Here is a 25440-nt window from a genome sequence, read left to right as displayed (position 1 = left end):
ATGTTCACGGGAATCGTTGAGGAAATGGGCACAATTAAAAGTATCAAGAGCAAAACAGAAGCGCTTGAGTTAAGTATTGGAGCGAAGGAAATTTTGTCCGATGTACAATTGGGTGACAGTATTTCGATTAACGGCGTTTGTCTTACTGTCACAAGTTATAGTGACCAAAGTGTGGAATTTGACGTTATGCCTGAAACATTTCGTGCAACAAACTTGCATGAGCTAAAGCAGGGCAGTCTGGTGAACCTTGAGCGTGCCATGGCGGCTGGCGGACGGTTTGGCGGTCATTTAGTCTCAGGACACATTGATGGAACCGGTAAGATTGTCGCCAAACGGCGGGAATCAAATGCGGTTTACTATGAGATCGAATTGCCGAAAGAACTTATTCATTATTTTGTATATAAAGGGTCGATTACCGTTGATGGAACGAGTTTAACCGTGTTTGGGATAGAGGAGAACCGGGTAACAATTTCACTTATTCCGCACACGATGGAACATACTGTGCTGGGCAATAAGGAACCTGGTGATGTAGTGAATATCGAGTGCGATATGATTGGAAAGTACGTCGCGCACTTTTTAGGGAAGGATCAAGCAAGCACTCAGTCAAGGCTCACAAAAGATTTTTTGAGTGAAAATGGATTTGCATAAGGAAGAGGGTGGGACGATGTTTGATTCAATAGAACAGGCAATTACAGAATTAAAGCAGGGGAAAATGGTCATCGTCTGTGATGATGAGAACCGGGAGAATGAAGGGGATCTGGTTGGTCTTGCCGAACATGCGACACCTGAGATGATTAACTTTATGATTACTCATGGAAAAGGGCTTGTTTGTGCCCCAGTGACCGAAAAATTAGCGGATCAGCTTGAATTAAATCCAATGGTGGACAATAGCACAGACCCTAATAAGACGGCGTTTACAGTAAGTATTGATCATAAGGATACGACCACAGGCATTTCCGCAGATGAGCGTGCTTTGACGATCCGAGAAATGCTTAACCCGTTGACTGGAGCGAATGATTTCCAAAAACCGGGGCATATTTTTCCGTTGGTCGCAAAAGAAGGCGGGGTGCTTCGCCGGGCAGGTCATACAGAAGCAGCTGTTGACTTAGCGGTTCTTTCTGGCTCTAGACCTGCTGGAGTAATTTGCGAAATCATCAAAGAAGATGGGACGATGGCAAGAGTGCCTGATCTTCGAAAAATGGCGGATGAATTTAATATTCCAATGATTACGATTGCTGACTTAATTCAATATCGTTACCGAGTGGAAGACCATGTTAAACGTGAAGTTGAGGTTCAGCTGCCCACAGAGTACGGCGATTTTCGAGCTGTTGCTTACACGAATGACATCGATCATAAAGACCATATCGCTCTAATAAAAGGAGACATTGATCCAGAAGAACCCACGCTCGTTCGAGTGCATTCCGAATGTTTAACAGGTGATGTGTTTGGGTCCTATCGATGCGATTGTGGTCCACAGCTTCATAATGCTCTTAGACAAATTTCAGAAAACGGCAGTGGGGTCCTGCTTTATATGCGTCAAGAAGGTAGAGGAATCGGGCTATTAAATAAACTATATGCTTACAAACTGCAAGAGGAAGGCCTTGATACCGTTGAAGCCAATGAAAAGCTTGGGTTTGGTCCTGATCTGCGTGATTACGGTGTAGGCGCACAAATTTTAAGAGAGCTCGGCATTTCTCAACTAAAACTGTTAACAAATAACCCGAAAAAAATCTCCGGCCTTGGCGGCTACGGCTTAGAAGTCGTCGAGCGTGTTCCGATTCAAACGGAATCAAGGAGAGAAAATGAGGTTTATTTAAAAACAAAACAATCAAAAATGGGACACTTGTTTCATTATTAAAAGCAAGGGTTCGAGGGTGTTTTAGGTCTGCCCCTCGGAACTGGACAACAAATAAAAGCGAAGGTGCGGCCGTCAGACTTTGTATCTAATCAGTTTACTCTCGTTAAGTACGATTAGCGATTGAGCTTTACACAAAGGGTCCAGAATAAATAGTAGTTAGTAAATCAATGGATTAAAGAGGGAGTGGTTTGATGGTAAAAACATTGGAAGGAAATTTAGTAGGAAGCGGATTAAAGATTGGAATCGTAGTAGGAAGGTTTAATGATTTTATTACAGGTCGATTGTATGATGGAGCGCTTGATGGACTAAAACGTCATGGTGTAAACCTTGACGATGTAGAAGCAGCATGGGTCCCTGGAGCTTTTGAAGTTCCGTTAGTGGCGGGAAAAATGGCGAATTCCGGAAAATATGATGCTGTCATCACATTAGGTGCCGTCATTCGCGGTTCTACCCCGCATTTTGATTACGTTTGTGGAGAGGCAGCCAAGGGTGTATCGCAGGCTAGCGTGCAAAGTGGTGTACCTGTAATATTTGGTGTCATCACAACGGATACGATCGAGCAAGCCATAGAGCGAGCAGGTACGAAAGCCGGGAACAAAGGCTGGGAAGCGGCAACGGGTGCTATTGAAATGGCCAACCTTAATCGCCTCTTTGAAGCATAATAATGCAGCCATCGTCAGGAAGTAGATTCCTGGCGATTTTTTCTGGACATGATATGGTGACTTTTCAGTTAGGGAAGCATAATAAATGAGTAGGGTAGAATCCTTTTGATTTTGGATAGAATCGCAAGAGATTCGGTCAGAATCATCGACCATATGGGTAGGGTCCCCCAATCAGGGAGACACAAGAAGTACTGAATGATAAGGTAAAAGTTCTAGCTTTGGGGCGATGGAATATACCCCCACGCAATTAGTGGGATTTATTAGAAAAATATGAAATAATAATTAGTAGTGTGTGTTCAAAAAGTTGACGAATGTGAGACAAGGAGTTCGAGGCGCTAACGTTTTGAGGACCACAGCGTATATCTTTCCTACGTGAGGACCGGAAAAAACCGAGCAACGAAGAAATTCGCCGTTTATCATTTGGTGACTTTTTGAACATCCTGTAGTAGATCATTTTAATAGTTGGAGGTATTCAATTGACTACACATAAAAAAAAGTTAGAAAATTATGCTGAGCTAGCTTTAAAGAAAGGCGTTAACTTGCAACACGGACAGGGCCTGATTATTAATGCTCCGATTGAAGCCGCTGATCTCGTTAGAATTATTTCAGCTAAAGCTTACGGGAAAGGCGCTAAGAACGTTCACGTTGAGTGGAACGATGAGATGCTGAGTTATATGAAAATGAAAAATGCCCCAATGAAAGTACTGGAAACTTTTCCGAAATGGAAAGCGGAAGGACTAGAGGAGATGGTGAAAGGTGGCTACTCCTTGTTAACGGTCTATGGTCCAAATCCCGATCTTTTAAAGGGGATAGACTCTGGGCGTATTGCGAAGGCAAATAAAGCGAGTGCTGAAGCATTAACAGAATACCGTAATTACATTATGAATGATAAAACGACATGGTCAATTATTGCCTATCCTCAAACTGCCTGGGCTGAGAAGGTGTTCCCGGATCTTAACTCAGAAGCCGCTCAAAGCAAGCTATGGGAGCAAATTTTTAAAATTACCCGAATTGATCAGGAAGATCCAATCCAGGCGTGGGAGAAGCATAATGAAAGTCTGCGTCAGGCGAGAGAGTATTTGAATAAAAAGCAATACAAGAAACTTCATTATAAAGCGACAGGAACTGATTTAAGTATTGAATTGCCAGAGAATCACATTTGGCACGGTGGTTCGGCTACCTCTGAAAAAGGGGTTGAGTTTAATCCGAATATGCCTACTGAAGAAGTATTTACAATGCCGCACAAGTTTGGCGTACAAGGTAAAGTCAGTAGTACGAAACCGCTTAGCTATGGCGGGAACTTAATTGAAAACTTCACATTGACATTTAAAGATGGAAAGGTCGTTGATTACAAAGCTGAAGCTGGCCAGGAAACGCTTAAACACTTGCTTGAGTCTGATGAAGGTTCTGCTCGTTTAGGTGAAGTGGCACTTGTCCCCAATGAGTCACCTATTTCCCAGTCAGGTCACATTTTTTTCAATACGTTGTACGATGAAAATGCGTCCTGTCACCTCGCTTTAGGAAAGGCCTATCCGACTAATATTGAAAAAGGTCCATCAATGTCTAAAGATGAAATGGACAAGTACGGCGTCAATGATAGTCTTGTTCATGAAGACTTCATGATGGGCTCAGCAGAGATGGATATTGACGGGGAAACACAGGATGGCAGCTATGAACCTATATTCCGTAAAGGCTCTTGGGCTATTGAATTTGAATCATAAGCAAAAAAACCTGCGATTTTTTTCGCAGGTTTTTCCGTCATATTAGAAGACTCTGTTACATTTTTGATGAAGCTGTTACATTTTTGACATTACGATTACAGTTCATTTAAAAAGCGATAAAAATGCCTTTCCCCTTATATAAATGTGGTAAAAAGGAGTAGGACATAGTTTGATGCTTATGCACTGACCACAGAAATTTAAAGGGTGAACGATTATGAAACGTGAAGCACTTTTTGACAATGCGAAGCTCTTACTGATTTTTCTCGTTGTGTTCGGCCATCTAATTCAACCATTTACGGATGGTTCACACATAATGTACACCGTCTATACATGGATTTATACTTTCCATATGCCTGCATTCATCTTATTGTCAGGCTTTTTTGCTAAAGGATTAGGACATAAGGATTATATTGTTAATTTAGCAAAAAAATTGATCTTACCGTATATGATTTTTCAGCTCGCCTACACAGGCTACTTCTTCTTTATAGGAAAAGATGGCTGGCTAAGCGGACCATTTTATCCTCATTGGTCGTTATGGTTTTTATTTAGTTTGTTTTGCTGGCACATCATGCTTTATTGGTTCAAAAAGGTTCCTGCGCCATTAGGAATGTTTGTCGCGGTTGGACTTGGGATAGTTGTAGGCTATTTTAATGACATCGGTCATATGTTCAGCCTTTCAAGGACGTTTGTGTTCTTCCCGTTTTTCTTAGCTGGATACTGGTTAACGAAGGAAAACGTCAAGAAATGGAGAACACCTCAAGTACGTGAAGCGACACTTCTTTTCGTGACTGCTCTAGTGGGCTTAATCGCCATTTTCCCAGAGTTTGATTCAGGATGGCTGCTCGGTTCCGAATCGTACAGTATACTAGGGAATCCCGAATTTGGCGGTTTACTTCGCCTTGGTGTTTATGTAATAGGTGGATTAATGACGGTTGGTGTTCTTGCTTGGATCCCGAATAAAACCTATCGTTTTTCGATATTGGGTGGAAGAACGTTGTATGTGTACCTACTTCATGGATTCTTTATTCAATTTTTCCGGGAAGCCGGTTGGTTTAAGGTTGACAACGTAATTGACTTTGTCGGCTTGGCTATTGTAGCGGCAAGTATTGTATTCTTGCTATCAAGTACTTCGATTCGAACATTGACACAGCCAGTGATCGAAGGAAGAGCACAATTAATGAGAAAATGGTGGGATAAACTAGCTAAAAAAGACTATACAACGAATTAATTGAAAGAATCAACCTCTCTTAGGATTGAAATGGGACGTCTGGTGAAAGACTATTCATATAGATCCTGAGGGAGGTTTTTGTATGGAAAAAAAGATCTTATTCATCGCCACAAACGTTGATGAACTGGAGGATGGACAGAAAACGGGATTATGGCTGCAGGAGTTTGTAGAGCCTGCTACGGAATGTAAACAAGCTGGATTTGATGTCACTGGTGCCAGCATAAAAGGAGGCAGGATTCCAATTGACCCTAACAGTTACAGCAATGAACTGCCGAGAGTTTGGGATGGAGTCATGGAACCGATTCATGATACGGAAAAGCTTGAGAACATAGAATTAAATGATTATGCAGGGGTATTCTTTACTGGCGGGCACGGAACGATGCTTGATTTTCCGAACCAGAAAGTTATCCATTCCGTACTGCAGCATTTTATAGATGAAGACAAGGTGATTGGTGCCGTTTGCCATGGAGTAGCTGCCTTTATAGGAGCAAAAGACTCTAGTGGGAACCCGTATACAAAAGGGAAAACCATTACAGGTTTCAGTACGAAAGAAGAACAGGAAATGGACTTTACAGACAAGGTACCATTTTTGCTTGAAGATCAATTAAAAGAAGAAGGCGCAAACTTTCACACCGCTGATCCTTTTGAGGAACATGTTGAGGAAGATGGAAAGCTTGTAACAGGACAAAATCCTCAATCGAGTTTAGCTGCCGCCGAAGCTTTTCTAAAAAAATTGACATAAAGAGGATGTTCCAAAAGTCACTAAATGATAAACGACGAATGTCTTCGTTGCTCGGTTTTTCCGGTCTTCACGTAGGAAAGGCATACGGTGGCCCTCAAAACGTTCGCGTCTCGAACTTCTTGTGCGACGCGCAGAACGTGCTCGTGTCGACTTTGTCACAGGATATGACGTTCTTTGTCGATGGTCTCATTCGAACACACACATAAAGAAAGCCGCTATTCCAGCATAGGATAGCGGCTTATTTTTCTAAAAGATTAAGTGTGCGATAAGTGCAATGATTGGAAGGGTAATAATCGTTCTTAACAAGAAGATGACAAATAAATCTTTCATGTTCACGGGTACTTTAGAGCCTAATAGTAATCCGCCTACCTCTGACATATAAATCAGCTGAGTTACGGATAAACTAGCAATGACAAAACGCGTCATTTCGCTTTCAATCGATGCGCCAATAATGGCTGGCAGGAACATATCAGCAAAGCCAACTAAAATCGTCTCGGATGCGGCTTGAGCATAGGGGATTTGTAACAGTTCAAGAATCGGGATAAAAGGTAATCCAAGCCAACTAAATACTGGCGTGAACTCAGCAATGACAAGCGCAATGGTACCTAGTGCCATAACAATCGGAGCAACGCCCATCCACATATCTAAGATATTCTGCCCGCCTTGTTTGAAGAATTCCTTAGGGCCACTTGACTTGCTGCCTCGATGGACAGCTTGGGTATAAGCATGAGTGAAAACATTATGATGATCAGGAATTTCTTCATTATCATTCGCTTCTTCTGTTACATACGTATTCAATTTTTTTGAAAGCGGAGGAATCCTAGGCATAATTAAGGCGGCAATTAAACCGGAAAAACCCACAGTTAAGTAAAAGGGAATAAACATATGCTGGAGACCGACCTCAGCAATGACGACTAAACTAAAGGTAATCGATACGACCGAGAAAGTAGTCCCGATTACGGCTGCTTCCCTTTTTGTGTAATAACCTTCCTCATATTGCTTACTCGTTAATAGGACGCCAATCGTCCCGTCGCCTAACCATGATGCTAAACAGTCAATGGAGGAACGTCCAGGAAGTTTAAAAATGGGACGCATGATTTTTGTTAATAAGACACCAAAGAGCTCAAGCAGTCCGAAGTTAAGCAGTAATGGCAGAAATAAACCAGCAAATAAGAAAACCGCAAATAACACATGCAACAGATCATCTAATAACAGTCCGCCCGTGGAACCAGAGATGACGGCATCAGGTCCGATTTGAAAATAAACCATAATAGCGAAAATCATCCCTAAAACGCGAGTGACCACCCATATCCATGGCACATTGAACAACTGTTGGTAGAACGGAGTTTTATCCAGCTTGTCAGGTCCAATCAGTTTAACGAGAACAGTTCCGATCGCTGTAATCGATATAATCAACATCATGATGAGAGAGAGGTAGTTGGCTAGTGCTTCCTGAATCCAGCCTGCCATGATAGCAATTAGAATCGTAACACTCTCATCGCCTGGATTATAAAAAGGTACAATAAATAAGAAGATGCCAAGTAAAGATGGCAGTATAAATTTTAAATGTGATGAAACCTTGAAGTCGCTTGCTTTCATCGAAGTATCGCTCCTGACCAGATCAATTTTTGTAGGGTTAGAATAAATATGCAACGAAATAAATTTTAATACAAAAGCCGTCAGTTGCCAATAGAAACTTTTTACCAGTATTCATATTTTCTTAGCTTAAAAGCAGCTGAACATGCCTCATTCCCCTACATACCTTGCTAAAATTCTGTCAACCGGTGGACCGAAGTTTTCACCAAACATGTTTAAATGAACGAGAAGATAGTATAGTTGGTAAAGCGGCTTAATATCTTCATATTCGAGAGGGAGCGGCATCACCTCTTGGTAGGCTACATAAAAGGTGGGCGGGAACCCTCCAAATAATTCTGTAAAAGCTAGTTCAAAGGCATGATCTCCATATAAAATCGACGGATCAATGAGATAGGGGACACCTTTTGGCCCAACCATATAGTTTCCGCCCCACAGATCACCATGGAGGAGGGAGGGTTTGGGGTGGTGGGTGATCCATTGCCCTAATTGATCAGTCAATCGTTCGAGCTTATCTATTCTTCTATGTGGTAATGGGCTGTTTTCAATGGCCAATTGAATCTGCGGCTGCAGCCGATCCTCTTTGTAGTACTTAACCCAGCTTCCGCTCCAACTATTCGCTTGTGTCAGCCTTCCGATAAAAGTTGGCTGATCAAGTCCAAACTGTTTAGCAGGATGCTTGTGCATATTTGCAAGGTTTTGACCAAGCATTTCTGCTGAGTGGGCTTGTCGGTTCTCCTCAATCCACTCCATAACGAGGATTCCTGTTTCTTCCTCATAAGGTTCATTGTAGTGATAAACCTTCGGGACGTTTATGGTGTACGTTTGCTCAATACGCTCTAAGCCAAGTGCTTCTACTTTGAAGAAGTTGGAGGGTACATGGGTATTTATTTTAATAAAATATTCATTAAGGTTTGTGCGTATATAATAAGCTTCATTTATATCGCCGCCGCTTACACTTCGCATCACCTTGATGGGGCCAGGGTCATTTAGTTGTTCAAGTTCTCTTTGAATAAGTCGCTTCATAAAGACCTCCTTTTACTTACAATAACCCAAAATTGCAAAAGTTGAAATAGTGGAATAATTTTGGCCCGTAATGATATTAGCTTGTTTGTTGATTACGATCCTGCTTTTGTGATGGGCTGTAAAAGCAATTTCTGAGTTATCTGCAAACTTCTGTGGGAGCATCGGACATGGCGAGACCTCGGAAGGAGGAACGACCGAGGAGACTCGGCGTTCGCCCATGGAAAGCGAGTCGTTTCCCAACCACCATTTTCAACAATCGGAAGTCTTTGTAAGAAAAATCATACGGTCATTTCATACATAACAAGAATGCCAAATACATTCCTTATAGAAATGAACAAACGTCACTTTTTCAGTGGCTTCGCCATCAATGAATGGTTCTTAATGGAGGAACGGCTGGGCTTTTAAATCATTGAGTTTTTTCTCATAGGCATAAATGGTGTTAATATCACGAAAACCTAACTGTTGATAGAGCTGTTCAGCCTGTGTGTTTTGATTACGGACAGATAAGGTCACTGCATCGACCCCATAGATGTAGAAGGCGTATTGTAGAGCTTGCTCGATTAACTTTGTTCCAATTCCTTCGCCACGGTCATTAGGTTGAACATTAACAAAGCAAATCTCGCCCTCGGCAGCAGTAATCGTTTCATAATAAAGATAACCCACAAGATGCCCGTTCTCCATATAGCCAAAAAGCTTATTCTCGTCTTGATGAGAAAGTTGAACCATTTCTTCTGTCGTGTAATAAGCCCCTGCTGGGTGAAGTACATGTAATGATTCCATATCGTTGCCTGATAGTTCAGAGATGTGTGTACTCTTCTCGTAAGAAGGGGAGAACTGTGAGTCATGTATGGCTAGCGTCTTTTCAATGTTATACAATGAAAATTTATGACGTTCGGCAAAAGAAACTAAAGGTTGATTCGCTTTGAAACAAGCTACTTTTACAATGTCAAAATGGAGCATGAGGGTAAGTGAAGCTTTATTCCATAGCTGTTCAATCACATCAGTGTTATCTTCTTTAGTAAAAGGTCCAAGCAGACGAGCAAGGTTTTGATCGAAGAAAGGAAGAACCCCAATAAAACCAATGATCTCATCCTGTTCCCACGCTACATAAGCAAGGGGTTCCTGAAACTGTGTCAATGTCCAGATTTGCTCAAAAATCTCATTTGGATCTGAGGCAAGCCAGGCAACATAGTGCTTATCTTGTTCGTTCATGGAGTGAAGCCATTGAGCGACAGTGTGTAGCTCTTTAACTTCTAATTCACGGATCTGCATACGATCACCTTTTCCTTTTTAATCAAATCATGCCACAAAAATAAAGAAAAACCAACCAGCGAAAAGGCTGGTTGGTTAACGGATGGAAAAAGTTAGTTTTTCCTAGGTCCTTTCCCGTTATTCTTTTTAAATTCAACTTCATATTCAAAAGGAACAGGTATCGTACTGTCTTTTGGCGCAGCATAATACGTAGTCATGTATGTTTTTCCTTTTCTAAAGGCTTGTTGAAGTTCCAATGCTTTCTCATCTGACACATTGAACGGATCTACTTCAATAACTTGGTATTTACCATTGTTCTTCTCTTTTATGAATGTCACACCATAGTTTACGTATTCCTCTTTCAGCTGAGCTTCAGATATAAAGTCCTCTGTGTTTGTTCCATCATAGTTTAGACCAATTTCAGGGATGGAAATATCATCAATGAACCAGCCCGAATCATTGTAACCCCAATCCGTAAGATAACGGAAGGAGATCAGCACTTCTTGCCCTGCATATTCAGATAGATCAAACGATTCTTTTTGGAAATCTTCATAGTGTCCTGTGAATCCAGGAACATTTTCTTTAATTGTAGGATGACCATTTTCAACGACATCTGACCGGGTATTTTCGTTCTCTAACGATGTCCACGTTTCCCCATTATCTGTGGAAACTTGAACCATTCCGAAGTCCCATGCTTCTTCAATATCGATGAAGTTATCAAATGTAAGTGTAGCTTCATCAACACTGGTAAGGTCTGCATTGAAGATTAACTTGTTATCGAGTTCATTACCTTCTCCTGCCCAGAGTACTTGATCGTCACTGCCTAGTGGACTTTGAACGGAATCCCATTGTAATGGAAGGAAGTCAATCCCGTTAAATGTAAAGTTCTCTACATTTTGGTTTGGTGCAAAGCTAAACTCTTTGAAGTCCGTACCCCATGCAGGGACGCCGTCTTTTTCATGCGTTTTTGCTTTTTCAAAATTCACAGTAAAACCGCGTTCACTGCCGTCTTCAACTGGCAGGTTGCGAAGGTCGATGTTTTCAAAACCATATTTCCCGCCTTTAAACTTGTCATCATCGACGACAAGAGCAGTTGAGAAGTCCTGGTAAACTTCATTAAATGTTACATCAAGACCAAAGTCTTTATAGGCTTGAGCAAAACTAGCGATACTGTTATCGCCATCTCCAGCGACGTGACGAATGAATTCTTGTCCAAATCGTTCGTAGTTATAAAGCGTAAATAGCTGAACTAGCCCATAATCAGCAATCGTTTCAGGACCTGTTGCCGCATTAACATGCTCGTCCCAGTTCGTTAATGAGTTTTCAGGGTGGTCAAGCAAGAAGTTGATGGATCCTGAGTCTAACCCATATCCACCGAGGTACTCAGAGAATGTAGACATTCCTTCGTTTAACCATGTTGTTTCATCACTATCGTTGTCCGCATGAATTAAATGCTGAAGCTCATGGATTGTTGTTCCAAAAAATGTACTTTCTAGACGCTCTTCCCAATCGGAAGAGTCGATAGAAATAATATTTCGGTCTGTATAGTTTTCAAGTGTTTGCCAGAAGAAACCGGCTACAAAGAATGGATACTCAGGGTCAGCATAGTTTTCATCCGGGATATTACTAACGTGAATCATCACTTTGTCGCCATCACCTTCATAGTACCCTTCAGGCACAAGACCCAAATCCTCAAGTTGAGCATTTGTTCCGTCAAGTGAATCAGGCATACCAAAGAAGTCAGTTGCTTTTGGATATATGTTAGAGTCGAATTCAGCAGCCATCTTATTCACTTGTTCTTGGGTCACAACATGAGGATCACGTGGGTCACCTTCATCAAAAGATAGGTCATTGGCTACCCAAACCTCTACATGCTCACCAACACTGCGTAACGTGAATTCCTGGAATGCTAAGTTACGGTCAAGAAATAATTTAGTTTGCCCTTCCTCGTATGTAGAGGTAGAATCATCCCCATTAGATTCTGAGGCTTTAGCTTCACTAAAATTAACCTCTTCAGCAGCTTCTTTTATTTCTTCAACTGCTTTCTTTTGGAACTCTTCACTTTGTGATTTCTTCTCAAGCATTCCATCAATATCAATCCGATCCCCATACCGTTCAACGTTCCAGTTGCTGTAATCAGCACTTGAATCGGCATTTGCACTTACACCCGATGCTGCAGGAGCAAGTAAAGAAAGCGATAATGCACCGACTGACAGTAAAGCTGTCACCTTATTCTTCATGTAGAAGTACCTCCCCAAATTATTTAATCCCCTTAGAACCACTTTCTATTATAAAGGTAGAGTGAGTAATTTTCAAAAAATTTAGAATAGTAAATTGGGATGATGTTTACGACAAAAGAATCAGAAGTAATCGATCGAAAGCCCCGTTCAAACTCGAAGCGTTGCATATATTGCCGAATGAGAAACCAACTAATTTTAAGGTTGATGAATTTATAATAAGGGTAAAGAAGATACCACACAGCCTATAAGAAATGGGGGAGGGGAATGAACAGCCGGTTGAAATACATATCGCTTTACCGTATCACAGTGATTGTTTGGATGGCAGTGAAGTTTTTACTGCAAATTTTTTGGTTTCATAAAACACATCGTATATGGGATCAAAACACAAAAGATAAATGGAAGGGGCTGCTTGAGAGGCAGGCATGGGAATATAGAAGGAAAGCCATTGAACTTGGCGGTCTTTTGATTAAATTTGGGCAATTTCTTAGTTCGAGGGCAGATTTGCTTCCACGATCTTTTATTAAAGAGCTCGAAGGATTAGTTGATCGGGTCGAGTCCACTCCATTCCAATACTCAAAGCAGATCATAGAACAAGCGTGGGGTGGTCCTATTGACGAACAACTAAAATCAATAGATAACACACCGGTAGCCTCCGCCTCTATCGGTGATGTTTACCGTGCCGTATTACATGATGGGACCCCTGTAGCCATTAAAGTCCAGCGCTATCGTGTGGATGAAATTTTTAAAGTCGACTTCAAAGCATTGCGGATGGTGTTCTTTATTATCGGGACATTTACTAGATATGGAAAAAAGGCTGACTTACCTGCTTTGTATAAAGAAGTCGTTACAGTTATTACGAATGAACTGGATTTCACTCTGGAGCTTTCGAACGGCAATCATTTTAAGAGGAGATTTAAAGATTTCCGATCTGTTTACATTCCTGACTATTACAAGGAAATATCTACGAAACGTGTTCTCGTAATGGAATGGATTGAAGGAGCGAAAATAACTGATTTAGCCTTTATGAAGAGGCATCATATCCATCCCGAAAAAGTGGCTAAAACTTTGTTTGACCTATGTGTTGAGCAATTTTTATTTTCAGGCATGTTTCATTCAGATCCCCACCCGGGAAATTTAATGATCCGACCTGATGGCACAATTGTTGTGATTGACTTTGGCATGGTGGGTGTGATGAAACAAACTGAGGCGGATTCCATTCGGTCAATGGTGCAAGGGTTTATTTTAGAGGATTACGATCGCGTTATTCATGCATTGATTGAAATGGACTTTTTATTAGCAGATGTAGATATTGAACGTGTGAAAAAGTTAATTAAACAGACAACTGATTTATATTTAGACGGTGGATTCGGTAAACTAGATGCGAATAAAATGAGCGATATCATGGATGAACTGCAATCTTTCATTAAAGAGCAGCCCATCCAACTTCCTGCAGACTATGCTTTTCTAGGAAGGGCGACATCGATCGTTGTAGGGGTGTTAATGACCATTTATCCCCAGGTTGATTTAGTAGACTGGGGCAGACCCGTGCTTAAACGGTGGATGTCTGGAGAAAATTCACGTGCTTCCTTTTATAAAGAAATGATCAGCGAATCAGCTAAGCCGCTTCTTTCACTTCCAAGAGCACTGGTTAGTTATTTAGAGGACGGCGACAAGCAAAGGGAATGGCAGCGTACTGAACAACAGAAAAAGCTTTTTCATCAATTTTATTTGTTTTACGGAATGCTTGCTTTTTTATTTATGGTAGCAGGGGCAGGATCAATCATGTTTGCGATGGTTAATGAAACTCGCTTCCTTTTAACCATCGGAATCGTGCTTTGTGGGTTTGGTGTGGTAGGGATGCTTGTAGTGGGAGTCAGTCACATTCGTATGATAAAAAGATAAGGAACACGATAAGGAGGAGTGAAAATGAGAAGTTTATTAAAACAAGGTTTTTACCTCGGATTAGGCGCTGCTGTAAGTGGCAAGGAGAAGTTTGAAAAAAAGGTCAATGAAATGGTGGCAAAAGGTGATGTGACTCCCTCCGAGGCAAAGGATATTTTAAATGCCTGGGTAACAAAAGGTGAACAGACAAACGAGGAGTGGAATGAACAATCTAGAGCAAGAATAAAAGGACAAATGAAGAGGCTTGGATTTGTAACGAGAGAAGAATATGAACAGTTGGAAGCACGGATTCATCGTTTGGAAAATCGTGATAGCTAATCAGCGAAAGGCCCCGTCCCGATCGGAATGGGGTGCTTTTTCTATGGGTCCGAAGTTACGGCTGAAATCATATATGTTTTAACTGTTGATATATGGGAAATGGGTTATAACTAAGAAGATAGATTTGAAGGTGAGAGGGAAAAAATACAACAGTAAAGGTTGAGTGGAATGAAGAAAGTATTTCTTTTGCTTACACTTGTTTTGCTGAGCGGCTGTAATTTACGGGTATTAGACCCAGCTAGTGATTCGGCGGAAAAGATAACCGATTTGATTTATTTAAGTTTCGCGATCATGATGCTCGTATTGGCTGTCGTTTTCGTCTTGTTTGTTTTTTTCATAAGGAAGTATAAAGAGAGATCAGAAACGTCTGTCTACATACCAAAGGAAAAAAAAGAAAATAAGTGGCTTGAGGTGACCTGGACGGTTATTCCTTTTCTTTTACTGGCTATCTTAGCTGTGCCGACTGTCAAAGCGACCTATGATATTACGAGCAAAATGTCTGGGCCTGGTCAAAGTGTATCGAAGGAGGCGAGGATCATTGATGTGGAAGCCAAGCAATTTCGCTGGGAATTCACCTATGAGAATGGAAAAACAACGCTCAATGAACTTGTCTTACCCAAAGATCAAAAAGTTACGTTTCACTTGACATCGACGGACGTGATTCACTCTTTTTGGATTCCAAGTTTAGCTGGGAAGGTGGATGTGCGGCCAAATAAGGAAAACAGGCTTTCCTTTGTTCCACGCGTAACTGGAGATTTTCAAGGGAAATGTGCTGAATTCTGTGGAACTGGGCACGCGAATATGCGCTTTGAAACAAAAGTAGTGACACAGGAGGAATTTGAGAATTGGTTGGCAACAGAGTGATAGTATCGTGAATAGAGGTGAATGAACTATGAATCTACCATTAATTGGACAAGTGCCTTCTGACGTAGTGGCAGCGTGGGTTTTCTCAATATTAGGCGGCATTTTACTCTTTTTATGGGTGACAAAGAAACAAAAGTGGCCCATAGTATTCGGGTATATGAGAACGACCCATCATCGTAAAATAGGAACGATGTATATCCTGTTTGCGATCGTGTTTTTCTTTAGAGCCGGGATGGATGCCCTGTTTATTCGAACACAGCTATCCATGCCGAATAATGATTTCTGGGTATTTCAAGGTGATAAATACAATGAGGTCTTTACAACTCATGGAACGATTATGATCTTTTTTGTTGCTATGCCGCTGCTGATCGGTTTAATGAATGTGGCTGTACCTCTTCAAATAGGGGCTAATGATTTAGCTTTTCCCTACTTAAATGCCGTAAGCTTCTGGCTATTTCTTTCAGGCGGAATTATTTTCAATATGTCCTTTTTCTTTAATGCAGCACCTAACGCAGGGTGGACAGCTTACGCCCCGCTAGCTACTGATACGTATTCGCCGGGGCCGAACATCAACTATTACATATTTGGGCTGCAAGTCTCGGGACTTGGAACGATATTTACAGCGATTAATATGATCGTGACCATCGTTCGTTTAAAAGCTCCCGGGCTGAAACTAACGCGGATGCCGCTATTTTCATGGTCAACACTTGTCACATCCTTTCTCATTCTTATCGCGTTTCCTGTTTTAGCTATCGCTTTATTGCTGTTAACCTTTGACCGATTTTACGGGACATCCTTCTTTGGAGGGGAGATGGGGTCCCCTGTCTATTGGCAGCATTTGTTCTGGATATTCGGTCATCCTGAGGTTTATATTCTCGTACTGCCGGCCTTTGGTATCTTTTCCGATGTGATTTCGACATTTTCCAGACAAAGAGTCTATGGATATACATCAATGGTAATTGCACTCGCCCTGATTGGTTTGCTCGGTTTCATGGTTTGGGCCCATCACATGTTCACAGTTGGACTCGGGCCACTCGCGAACTCGGTGTTCGCCCTTACAACCATGCTGATCGCAATTCCTACAGGGATCAAAGTGTTTAATTGGTTATTTACAATGCGAGGCGGTGTCGTAAGGATAAAAACCCCCATGTTGTTTGCGCTCGGCTTTATCCCGACCTTCGTCATGGGTGGGGTAACAGGAGTAATGCTCGCGGTAGCCGCAGCCGATTACCAGTATCACGACTCTTATTTTGTCGTTGCCCATTTTCATTATACGATGGTTGGCGGTACAATCTTAGGGGCCTTTGCCGGAATTTATTATTGGTATCCGAAAATGACCGGGAAGGTTCTTGATGAAACACTTGGACGCTGGCATTTTTGGTTATTTATTATCGGCTTTCACCTTACTTTCCTTCCGCAGCACTTCGCTGGACTGAACGGAATGCCGCGTCGTGTTTATACGTACACGTGGGAAGATGGTCTGTTTGTGTTTAACTTCATTAGTACCATAGGAGCGTTTTTAATGGGGGTAAGTATGCTGTTCGTCATCTGGAACCTCTATAAGACCCATCGATTTAGTAAAAAGGCTGAAGGCGACCCATGGGATGGGCGGACTCTTGAATGGTCAGTCGATTCTCCGGCACCCGAGCATCCTTTTACCCCGATGCCTCAAGTTACGACAATGGATTCCTTTTGGTACAGTAAAGTAGGGAAGGCGAAGCTTGGAAATGCAGAAGATCCGAGACCATCCCCGATTGCTGTTGAAAGCTATCAGCCTGTCACGCTGGCAGGAATCATGATCGCGCTTAGTGTGGCTTTTGTCTACAATTGGATTTGGCTGCAAGTGATTTTTGGCATCACCGTTTTCATCTTTTTCATTCTCCGTTCATTAACGGATGAACGGAAAGCAGTCTATAGAGGGGAGGCGAAGAAATGAGCCATCCAGCGTCTCAGAATTTATTTGGTGATAAACGGTTAGGTTTCTTCATTTATTTAGGAGTAGAAGCTGTCATGTTTGCGACATTGTTTGCCACCTATATTATTTTTACGCCTGCTTCACAAGGAGCAGATCCATCAGAAGTATTTGAGCTGCGTTCCGTTGTATTGGCATCCATATTTTTACTTTCAAGCAGCGGGACATTACTCATGGCGGAAAAAGGGATGGAAAACGGGAGCCGCATGAAGATATGGGTGGGGCTGATCGCAACGTTTCTGCTCGGTGCCGTGTTTTTGGGGTTAGAAATCCACGAATTCTACAAATACGTGCATGAGGGCTATGTCATGTCGATGAATAATTTCCTGGCTTCCTTCTATGTTCTCGTCGGGCTGCATGCCTCCCATGTGGCTTTTGGACTTGGATGGATGATTCTGCTCATGTTTCAATTGAGACAGGATCTACCTAAAGCATTACTTGAGGAAAAACAAAAGATATTCAGTTATTATTGGCATTTCGTTGATTTTATTTGGATTATGATCATTATCTTTGTATATGCACCTTATATGTTTTAACATCAAAAAAAGCGGCTAGTCTGAAGCAGGCTAGCCGCTTTTTGTCGAAAAATTGCGGTTTGGTCAGAATCCTATTTAGCTCGTTTTGGGGAGATTAAAACGATTTTGGTCAGAATCAGATGAATCTTAGTTAGAATCTTTTTTAAAAAGGGTAGAATAATCTCGCAAACTACTGTTTTTAAAAGAAGGACCAGTTCTCTGGCTTTTGTGGAGAGTCAAAAAGCCGCTTGACTTGTCCTGCATGACCTTCTGACCCCTTTACCTCAACTCTTTTGTAAAGTAAAAGGGTCGATAGGGACACACACCCCATTAAAAGCGAAGAAAGATCAGCAATTCCAATAGCGACACGGACCCCATCATCAATGTCATCACACATGTGAGGTTTTCCTCGTTCAAAACGGTAGGAATAGGTTGTTCGTTCCGTCTCCATAAGGGTGTCTTTCACATCGAAATGTACTGTAACAGTCTCGGAACCAAAAGAGTGTTCACTGATGTATTTCATGAAGAGGGGAAGGTCGACGATGCGATACATCACACCTGTTCCTCGTTTATGTGTTTCATGATACAAACGGAAGATAAGATCCTCGTTAACGTTTCTCGGATCATCTAATAAAAAAGCCAAGGAGTCATCATATGTTGGAAACACGACGGAGCGTACTTGATCCTTTTGGTTATGGAGAAAGTTGATTAGAGATTGAAAGGCTTCATCTGTCCGTGTGAACCAGTCGGTAACATGCAGGTCGTGACGTAAGAAAGTATCACCTGTCTCTCGTTTAAATTGATAGATCATGTAGCCTTCGAGTCTTCCGTTGATCCGGCAGCCGATTACATCCGTATGGGCCATCCCTACATGGCGAAACTCATAGTCTGCTTTATTACAGGCTCCGTGGGTTTCTTCGGCCCATTCATTGTAAAAACGTTGGATTTCCTGCTGATCATCTAGCCGGGTGGCCGCGGTTATCTTATCGAAGTAGGGAAGTTTGGCAGGTGAAAATTGATATAGGCTGAGCTGTGGTCCAAATCCGAAGCCCATTTTTCTGTAAAAGTCGGGTCGGAATGGATATAAATGCACGAGCGGATAACCTTCTCTCTTCGCCTGTTCAATAAAGTGTGTAACCATTTGCTTAGCTATGCCCTTTTTCTTATATGGAAGATCAACGGCGAGTGTACCCACACCAGCGCTCGGAATCGTTTGATCATATACATTCATGGGAAGAGAGTAGTGGATATAGCCTGCAACGAGATTGTTTTCCTCATAAACACCTATATGGTTGATTCGATCATATTGATCCATTTTCTCGCGATGTTCAGTAGCTTTTTGTTTGTCTTCCTCTGTAGTCAGTCCCATCCCAGGGTAGCAACGGCTTTGAATATCTGTAAATGAAGCAAAATCCAATAGTGGTTTGATTTCCATAAAATCTCTCCCTTCTGTATCTATTTATTATAGTAATCTACCTATCAGTGAAAGAAAAGCATGTCCGATCAGAGAACAGAGACTTATGATGAAAAAGTAAATTTTTGGGGTGGGTTTACTAGAAAAGAATCTTTTCTAATTAAGGAAAAAAGAATCAAAAAAGGAAAGTTCACCTAAGAAACCGGCCTGCACGATAAAGACATAACATAAATGAAAAAACGAGCAAAGCAAGTAAAGATAAATGGAGATAATACCAGACACCTTCACCCAAATAATCTAATGGGGTCGAAGCGGCAGGTGGACCGCTAAGATAAAGGTAGTTTGATCCGATCAACTTATTAACAAATCCAACCGTAATCGAGTAGAGAACAAGATAGCCATATGTTTCAAGCATAATCTGTCGGTTAATAGAAACATTAGTTGTTACAACCAGAAATAGACTTGCCCATGGGATCGCCATGTGATGGATGAAGAACTTCCAGAATCGGAAATGCTCATAGCCGTGAGGGATATCTGGGGTAATCAGTGCAAGCAGCGCGGGTGCAATACCGATGAAAAAGTTGATTTGGATAAGTTTCTTGTTATAGGTGAGCAGTCCAATCATTGCGAACAGGGAAGCGATTCCACATAAATGAAGCGGGAGATGTTCCGCTGGGGAGAACACTTGATGAACTACCGTCCATATTTGATAGCTGGCCTCACAGGTAAATAAGAGAGCGAATAATGCCCATCTTATTACATGGTGAGTGCGTGTTTCTTTTTTAATCTGTGAAGAAAACAGCCATAATGCGCACATCCCCAAGCTAAATACAACAAGCATGAATAGGTGAGCCGTTCCGAAGGCATGAAAAGGCTGATCAATCCATGGTCCGAACCATTGTTTCATCATTACACATCCTAGTGATTCTAGTTTTGCTGTGCTATGATTCTATCATACAAACGTATAGAAAGAGGGGGAGCATGCGTAAGGTGAACTGTTTCAAATGTAAGCATTTCTTTACTACATGGAATCCACAGTTTCCTAGAGGATGCAGGGCTTATGGATTTAAAGGAAAAGAAATGCCGTCTGATTTAATATTGAAGACAACTGGGACGAGCTGTATGCAATTTGAAGCGAAGTCTGATCTATCCCAAATTTCATATTCTACTTCACGTTCACATATAGATATCAGGATATAAATAAACTGGAATTGACTATTGTCTATCGTTCTTCCTCTGAAATTATGATATGCTGAAAAATATTTAAATAGAATGAAAGGAGATGAAGATATGGCAAGAGAGAAATGGGGGACGAAACTCGGGTTCATGCTTGCAGCCTTAGGTTCAGCTGTAGGGCTAGGGAATATTTGGCGTTTCTCTTTCGTGGCGGGAAATAATGGAGGAGGCGCTTTTTTAATCCTTTACTTAGCCTTCGTTATTTTAATTGGCGTGCCGCTCCTATTAACGGAAGTTAGTATTGGGCGAAAGGCACAAAGTGATGTAGTCGGCTCCTTTAAGAAGCTGGCCCCAGATACACCATGGTTTCTATCTGGTTTTTTTGGAGTCATGAGTGCGTTTTTAATATTAGGATTTTATGGTGTCGTCGCGGGGTGGTCGATTTATTATTTCTGGAAGTATCTAACCGGCCAATTTTTCACACAGCCGGATGCAGGTTATGCAGCGGTCTTTGGTGAGTTTACCTCACATGCCTGGCACCCTGTGTTCTGGAGTGCCCTATTTATGATCTTTACGATCGCTGTTGTATTAAGTGGTGTCAACAAAGGTATCGAAGCAGTCAATAAGATCTTTATGCCATTACTTGCAATCATATTAGTTGTTCTTGCCTTTTATAGCATCTCTTTAGATGGTGCCAAAGAAGGTTTAAAGTTTCTATTTTACCCTGACTGGTCTTCTCTTCGTGATCCATCTATTTATATCGCAGCCTTAGGGCAAGCCTTTTTCTCACTTAGTATCGGAATGGGAGCCATGCTGACCTATGGCAGTTATCTATCACAAGAAAACAAACTGCCTGGTGCAACTCTTGGAATTGGTTTAATGGATACAAGTTTCGCTATTATTTCAGGCCTAGTGATTTTCCCTGCTGTATTTGCCTTTGGAATAGATCCTCAGTCTGGTCCAGTACTTGTATTTATTACACTTCCGGGTATTTTCGAGCAAGTGCCTTTTGGGGGAATCGTAGGGATCGTTTTCTTCTTTGCACTTATTATTGCTTCGCTAACTTCATCTGTTTCTATACTAGAGGTTCCTACGGCTTACTTTATGAGAATCTTTAAATGGTCAAGACGTTTTGCAACCATTCTTGTCGGGACAATAATGTTCATTCTCGGTATTAGTGTTTCTTTAGGCTTCGGAATTTGGTCTGGTATCACACCGATTGGAAATAACAATATTTTAGATTCAATGGATTATGTAGCATCGAACATTCTTCTGCCCATCGGCGGTCTGTCCATGGCCTTGTTTGTAGGATGGTATTTTACTAAAGAGCAGGCGTTAGAATCGGCTGACTTGACAGGCTCACCAATAGGTGGATATTGGCATACAGTGATTAAATTCGTCGCACCGATTATGATCATTCTCATTTTTCTTCAAGCTCTCGGGATTATTGAATAGATTGTGTACTATTTTTGTGAAAAGGGGATTCCTTTATTAGGGATTCTCTTTTTTTGTGTGTGGATGTTTCCCCTCACAAGACATAGAGAACAGGAGCATGTTAAGATGTTAGGCAGAGATGCTTTAGTGTAGTGTCTGAGATACGGAAACGTGAAAAAGGAGCAGTCAGAAAATGGCTATAACGAATCAAACGATACTAAAAAAGATGTCGAGTGAAATTCAAGAAGCAATGCTGAATCATGGAGATGATCAACAAGTTCGTGAGCATATCCGTGCAGTTAAACTGCTGTCTGACCTCGTATTGGAGGAAGGACCGAATTCCAAGCAGACCCAGGGGTCAGTTCAGGAACCTACTGCTGAAGAAATTCGAAAAATGATGGGGGCCGATAAGCCTGCACAAAAAGAATCCAAGCCGGAATCCAGCTTGGACCATGATGAGGCAAATGGGAAGTCGATTTTTGATTTTTAAGGAGTGGGACAAATGAAGCTGTTTTTAATACTTGGAGTGATAAATGGATTTTTATCCGTTGCATTAGGAGCATTCGGCGCACACGGATTGGAAGGGAAAGTTTCCGAAAAAGGTTTAAGCCAATGGACTAAAGCCGTAGACTATCAAATGTTCCATACGATGGCACTGCTTGTGACAGGGTTATTAATGAGCAAAATCCAGACCGGTCTGATGACAAGTGCGGGGTGGTTCTTTTTTATAGGAATTCTACTATTTTCAGGCAGCTTATACATCTATGCGCCGACTGGGATTAAAACCTTTGCGATGATAACACCAATTGGTGGATTGTCATTTTTAATCGGCTGGATCCTGCTTGGTTACGCTATTATAAAACATATTTAAAAATATAGAATCGTTACGAAAATGAACAGAACGATGGCACGCAGCAGCTGACTTATGCATGAGACCAGTTGCTGTTTTTTTAATTCAATAAATGCCTCAATAGCTAAGCCAGCCGCTAAAATATAAAACATAAACAAAATAATCCATTGATGTCCTAGATTGAATAAGGCGACTATAGCTAGAACAACAGCTACAAGCAGTGTAGCCAAATGTAGCTTATAGTATTGTTCATAGGGGTGTTTCATAAAATCACCCTCTTTAAAATAGAATGATGCAGGAAACCCACTATGTGATAGTGGGTTTCCTGCATTTACTAACGTGGCGGGTACTGGCTCATTCCCTGTGGTGATCCATTGTAGGGATAGTCGTAGTTAATTTCACCTTGGAATGTAATGTAGTCCAAGTAAATCATGAGCAGTAAGTAGCGCTTGCCTGATTCAGGGTCACTTAAAATGATATGGTCACGACCGGCTGCTTCAATGATTCCTCTGAATATTTGAGCATTCCACTCTTCATTGTTCTCAAAGGTCATGTAAACTGTTGCTCTTTTACCTTCGTTTAAACGTAAAATGTTTTCTATATAGGATTCCTGCATGGGCAGCATTCCCTGAGGGTTGACTCCGCCATTTTGTTGGGTTTGAGGCATTTGTGGGACTTGAAGGCCCCCCTGTTGTCCTTGGGGCATTCCTTGCATTTGTCCTCCTTGCTGCCCTTGAGGCATCCCTTGCATTTGTCCTCCTTGCTGTCCATGAGGCATTCCCTGCATTTGTCCTCCTTGCATGTATGGGTTAGGGGTGCCTCCCTGGTTTGATGCTCGTGCGGCTTGATAGTAATGTAAGTAAGGGTTTCCCGGGTAGTAAGGGTTCGGCTGCTGCTGTTGTTTAGCCCCTTCTTGCTTCCCAGATTGTTCATTAGCCAATGTAATCACTCCTTATATTATTAATAAGCTTTAGGACACTCGGAGCTAAGAGGTGCATAGAAGCAATGCGATTTGTACCGTCCTACATTCCATTGTCCATACCACTGGGTTGGGCAACTCCCTGGAGGCTTGAAAAACCAGAGGGAATTAGAAGCGGGATGGTACCTGTTTCCTTTGATTACCTTACGGGCGAGCGCCTTATCCTGCTCACGTGCCCGCTGGTAAAAGTATCCTTTCTGTGTAGCCTCAAATCCCCCAGGGCTCTGAAAAACCATGTCCCGAATCGATTTGATACCAGTAAAATCAAGACAACTTACTCTTACACGATTGACACCAGTATTACCGACCATTAACATGCCAAGTTTGCCATCACCCTCTGCTTCAGCTCTCATTAACCTGGCAAGCAGCTGTACACCTTTTTCGGTCTTTGGAATGACAGCCATCCTGTCACCTCGCTTTATATAGCATCAAAAGATGACTCTTAATCACTATATTCAACTGCCTGTATGTTATGAATGTAAATATTAAAAAGATGGCAAAGATGGTGTATCATTTGCTGTAAGAAAAAGTAAAAGGGAGAAGGAACTATGGTGCATATTTTATACCTTGAAGATGATATCGAAATAGGAGAATGGGTCACACAAAAGCTTAGGGAAAGTAACTACAAGACTACATGGCTTACATCAGGGGTTGATCTACCTGAAAACTTGAGCTTGTATGATCTGGTTATATTAGATGTGATGCTGCCGGGGCTTGACGGTTTCTCGATAGGCCGTCGTGTGAAAAGAAATGACTCGACCATTCCGATCATTATGCTGTCAGCCCGAACGTCAATTGATGATAAATTAGAAGGTCTTGAATTCGCTGATGATTACGTGACAAAGCCTTTTCATCCTGAGGAGTTGATTAAAAGGGTCGAAGTTCAGTTAAGAAAGTATGAACGATCTACAGAGCAAACTACCCAATTAGGTCATTTAGAGATTAATCAACATGTCATTATGAATAGGGAAACGAATGAGGAAATTATTTTGACAGGCAAGCAATTTTACATATTCCGTTTTTTCCTTAAACATTTAAACCAAATCTTAACGAAGGAACAACTGTATGAGGGGGTATGGCAAGAACCGTATCGTGAAGGGGACAAGGCGTTAATGGTCCATATCAGACACTTAAGGGGAAAAATAGAGAAAGATCCGTCGAACCCCATTATTATTGAAACAATACGCGGCATCGGCTATCGGGTGAGGGCATGAAGAAATGGCTTAAATCGCTGCAAGCAAAATATTTACTGCTTATCTTACTTGCTGTCCTTGCCCTGCCTATATCTTTCCCGATTGTATCTATGGTTGTCTATCTGCCAGCCACCCTTTTGGAAGATCCGAATGAGCCATATGGAAACTTTTCGACTTTTGAATCAAGGTGGAATAAAGAAGCAGATGCCTTAAACGGGGCGGAAGATGAACAGGTGAGTGCACGGCTTTATGAACTGCACGAGGAGTTTCCGGATGCAGCTATGTTTTGGGTGAACGGACAGGGAGAAACAATGGAAACCGTAAATTATGAGGCTTCATTGCCTGAACAGTGGTCATCGTTATACACCGTTCAATTTATGAAAAAGAACTATGACAATGATCCGTTTACAGTGGTTTCTTTTATTGGAGGGTCTAAGGAGCAGGGTTTTATGGTCGTGCAGCTTGATCGTGAATTCATCGGTCCCCGATTACACAATTAAGC

The 25440-nt window shown here is 41.7% G+C and carries 25 protein-coding genes; 16 read left to right on the top strand and 9 right to left on the bottom strand.

Annotated elements, in window-relative coordinates; genetic code table 11:
- From ribE to MUO14_RS09015, 6 genes are all read left to right on the top strand, one after another.
- On the top strand, positions 1–648 hold the full coding sequence (gene ribE / locus MUO14_RS09040; protein ID WP_244754907.1) for a riboflavin synthase: 648 nt from the start codon (positions 1–3) through the stop codon (positions 646–648).
- A gap of 16 nt (positions 649–664) precedes the next feature.
- On the top strand, positions 665–1858 hold the full coding sequence (locus MUO14_RS09035; RefSeq protein ID WP_244754906.1) for a bifunctional 3,4-dihydroxy-2-butanone-4-phosphate synthase/GTP cyclohydrolase II: 1194 nt from the start codon (positions 665–667) through the stop codon (positions 1856–1858).
- A gap of 191 nt (positions 1859–2049) precedes the next feature.
- Entirely contained in the window at positions 2050–2520 is a 471-nt protein-coding gene (ribH, locus tag MUO14_RS09030) for a 6,7-dimethyl-8-ribityllumazine synthase (RefSeq protein ID WP_244754905.1), read from the top strand.
- A 476-nt stretch (positions 2521–2996) separates the two neighbouring features.
- The gene (locus tag MUO14_RS09025; protein ID WP_244754904.1) at positions 2997–4241 is read left to right on the top strand and encodes an aminopeptidase; all 1245 of its coding nucleotides are present in this window, start codon (positions 2997–2999) and stop codon (positions 4239–4241) included.
- A gap of 214 nt (positions 4242–4455) precedes the next feature.
- Positions 4456–5469: an acyltransferase family protein gene (locus tag MUO14_RS09020; RefSeq protein WP_244754903.1), complete on the top strand. Its 1014-nt coding sequence runs from the start codon at positions 4456–4458 to the stop codon at positions 5467–5469.
- A gap of 82 nt (positions 5470–5551) precedes the next feature.
- Complete coding sequence (locus MUO14_RS09015) at positions 5552–6211, top strand: type 1 glutamine amidotransferase domain-containing protein (RefSeq protein ID WP_244754902.1); 660 nt, start codon at positions 5552–5554, stop codon at positions 6209–6211.
- 246 nt (positions 6212–6457) lie between these two features.
- On the opposite strand, the gene MUO14_RS09010 is transcribed toward MUO14_RS09015, so the two are convergent.
- The 4 genes from MUO14_RS09010 to MUO14_RS08995 form a co-directional block, all read right to left on the bottom strand.
- A complete protein-coding gene (locus MUO14_RS09010; protein WP_244754901.1) occupies positions 6458–7810 on the bottom strand; it encodes a YjiH family protein in 1353 nt (450 codons plus the stop codon).
- Between the two features lie 147 nt (positions 7811–7957).
- Positions 7958–8830, bottom strand: coding sequence for a fructosamine kinase family protein (locus MUO14_RS09005; RefSeq protein WP_244754900.1), 873 nt, complete (start codon positions 8828–8830; stop codon positions 7958–7960).
- Between the two features lie 378 nt (positions 8831–9208).
- Positions 9209–10102, bottom strand: coding sequence for a GNAT family N-acetyltransferase (locus tag MUO14_RS09000; RefSeq protein WP_244754899.1), 894 nt, complete (start codon positions 10100–10102; stop codon positions 9209–9211).
- 92 nt (positions 10103–10194) lie between these two features.
- Positions 10195–12321, bottom strand: a complete 2127-nt coding sequence (locus MUO14_RS08995; RefSeq protein WP_244754898.1) for a M6 family metallopeptidase — start codon at positions 12319–12321, stop codon at positions 10195–10197.
- Positions 12322–12585: 264 nt separating this feature from the next.
- On the opposite strand from MUO14_RS08995, the gene MUO14_RS08990 reads away from it, so the two are divergent.
- The 5 genes from MUO14_RS08990 (at position 12586) to MUO14_RS08970 (ending at position 17913) form a co-directional block, all read left to right on the top strand.
- Complete coding sequence (locus tag MUO14_RS08990) at positions 12586–14223, top strand: ABC1 kinase family protein (protein ID WP_244754897.1); 1638 nt, start codon at positions 12586–12588, stop codon at positions 14221–14223.
- A 24-nt stretch (positions 14224–14247) separates the two neighbouring features.
- Positions 14248–14541: a phasin family protein gene (locus MUO14_RS08985; protein ID WP_244754896.1), complete on the top strand. Its 294-nt coding sequence runs from the start codon at positions 14248–14250 to the stop codon at positions 14539–14541.
- A 168-nt stretch (positions 14542–14709) separates the two neighbouring features.
- Entirely contained in the window at positions 14710–15405 is a 696-nt protein-coding gene (coxB, locus tag MUO14_RS08980) for a cytochrome c oxidase subunit II (protein ID WP_244754895.1), read from the top strand.
- A gap of 28 nt (positions 15406–15433) precedes the next feature.
- Positions 15434–17341, top strand: coding sequence for a cytochrome c oxidase subunit I (locus tag MUO14_RS08975; protein ID WP_244754894.1), 1908 nt, complete (start codon positions 15434–15436; stop codon positions 17339–17341).
- A complete protein-coding gene (locus MUO14_RS08970; RefSeq protein ID WP_244754893.1) occupies positions 17338–17913 on the top strand; it encodes a cytochrome c oxidase subunit 3 in 576 nt (191 codons plus the stop codon). The genes MUO14_RS08975 and MUO14_RS08970 overlap by 4 nt, the downstream gene beginning before the upstream one ends.
- Positions 17914–18091: 178 nt before the next feature.
- Here MUO14_RS08970 and MUO14_RS08965 read toward each other — a convergent pair whose 3' ends face one another.
- On the bottom strand, positions 18092–19327 hold the full coding sequence (locus MUO14_RS08965) for a GNAT family N-acetyltransferase (protein WP_244754892.1): 1236 nt from the start codon (positions 19325–19327) through the stop codon (positions 18092–18094).
- A gap of 169 nt (positions 19328–19496) precedes the next feature.
- Positions 19497–20213 (bottom strand): YwaF family protein, encoded by a 717-nt coding sequence (locus tag MUO14_RS08960; protein WP_244754891.1) that lies wholly within the window; start codon positions 20211–20213, stop codon positions 19497–19499.
- Between the two features lie 383 nt (positions 20214–20596).
- Here MUO14_RS08960 and MUO14_RS08955 point away from each other — a divergent pair, with 383 nt between their 5' ends.
- The 3 genes from MUO14_RS08955 to MUO14_RS08945 all read left to right on the top strand — a co-directional run bounded on the left by MUO14_RS08955 (position 20597) and on the right by MUO14_RS08945 (position 22787).
- Complete coding sequence (locus tag MUO14_RS08955) at positions 20597–21937, top strand: sodium-dependent transporter (protein WP_244754890.1); 1341 nt, start codon at positions 20597–20599, stop codon at positions 21935–21937.
- A gap of 172 nt (positions 21938–22109) precedes the next feature.
- On the top strand, positions 22110–22406 hold the full coding sequence (locus tag MUO14_RS08950; RefSeq protein WP_244754889.1) for a YwdI family protein: 297 nt from the start codon (positions 22110–22112) through the stop codon (positions 22404–22406).
- A gap of 12 nt (positions 22407–22418) precedes the next feature.
- Positions 22419–22787: a DUF423 domain-containing protein gene (locus tag MUO14_RS08945; RefSeq protein ID WP_244754888.1), complete on the top strand. Its 369-nt coding sequence runs from the start codon at positions 22419–22421 to the stop codon at positions 22785–22787.
- Here the strand turns inward: MUO14_RS08945 and MUO14_RS08940 are convergent.
- The 3 genes from MUO14_RS08940 to MUO14_RS08930 all read right to left on the bottom strand — a co-directional run bounded on the left by MUO14_RS08940 (position 22784) and on the right by MUO14_RS08930 (position 24149).
- Positions 22784–23032: a hypothetical protein gene (locus MUO14_RS08940; protein ID WP_244754887.1), complete on the bottom strand. Its 249-nt coding sequence runs from the start codon at positions 23030–23032 to the stop codon at positions 22784–22786. The genes MUO14_RS08945 and MUO14_RS08940 overlap by 4 nt on opposite strands.
- Positions 23033–23100: 68 nt before the next feature.
- Positions 23101–23712 (bottom strand): spore coat protein GerQ, encoded by a 612-nt coding sequence (gerQ, locus tag MUO14_RS08935; RefSeq protein WP_396265839.1) that lies wholly within the window; start codon positions 23710–23712, stop codon positions 23101–23103.
- Positions 23713–23726: 14 nt separating this feature from the next.
- The gene (locus MUO14_RS08930) at positions 23727–24149 is read right to left on the bottom strand and encodes a cell wall hydrolase (protein ID WP_244754886.1); all 423 of its coding nucleotides are present in this window, start codon (positions 24147–24149) and stop codon (positions 23727–23729) included.
- Between the two features lie 144 nt (positions 24150–24293).
- Here MUO14_RS08930 and MUO14_RS08925 point away from each other — a divergent pair, with 144 nt between their 5' ends.
- Both MUO14_RS08925 and MUO14_RS08920 read left to right on the top strand, forming a co-directional pair.
- On the top strand, positions 24294–24959 hold the full coding sequence (locus tag MUO14_RS08925; RefSeq protein ID WP_244754885.1) for a response regulator transcription factor: 666 nt from the start codon (positions 24294–24296) through the stop codon (positions 24957–24959).
- The gene (locus MUO14_RS08920) at positions 24956–25438 is read left to right on the top strand and encodes a hypothetical protein (RefSeq protein ID WP_244754884.1); all 483 of its coding nucleotides are present in this window, start codon (positions 24956–24958) and stop codon (positions 25436–25438) included. Before MUO14_RS08925 ends, MUO14_RS08920 begins: the two co-directional genes overlap by 4 nt.
- Positions 25439–25440: the final 2 nt, after the last annotated feature.

Source organism: Halobacillus shinanisalinarum, assembly GCF_022919835.1.
GTDB lineage: Bacteria > Bacillota > Bacilli > Bacillales > Halobacillaceae > Halobacillus_A > Halobacillus_A shinanisalinarum.
This window is presented reverse-complemented; position numbering and strand designations above follow the sequence as displayed.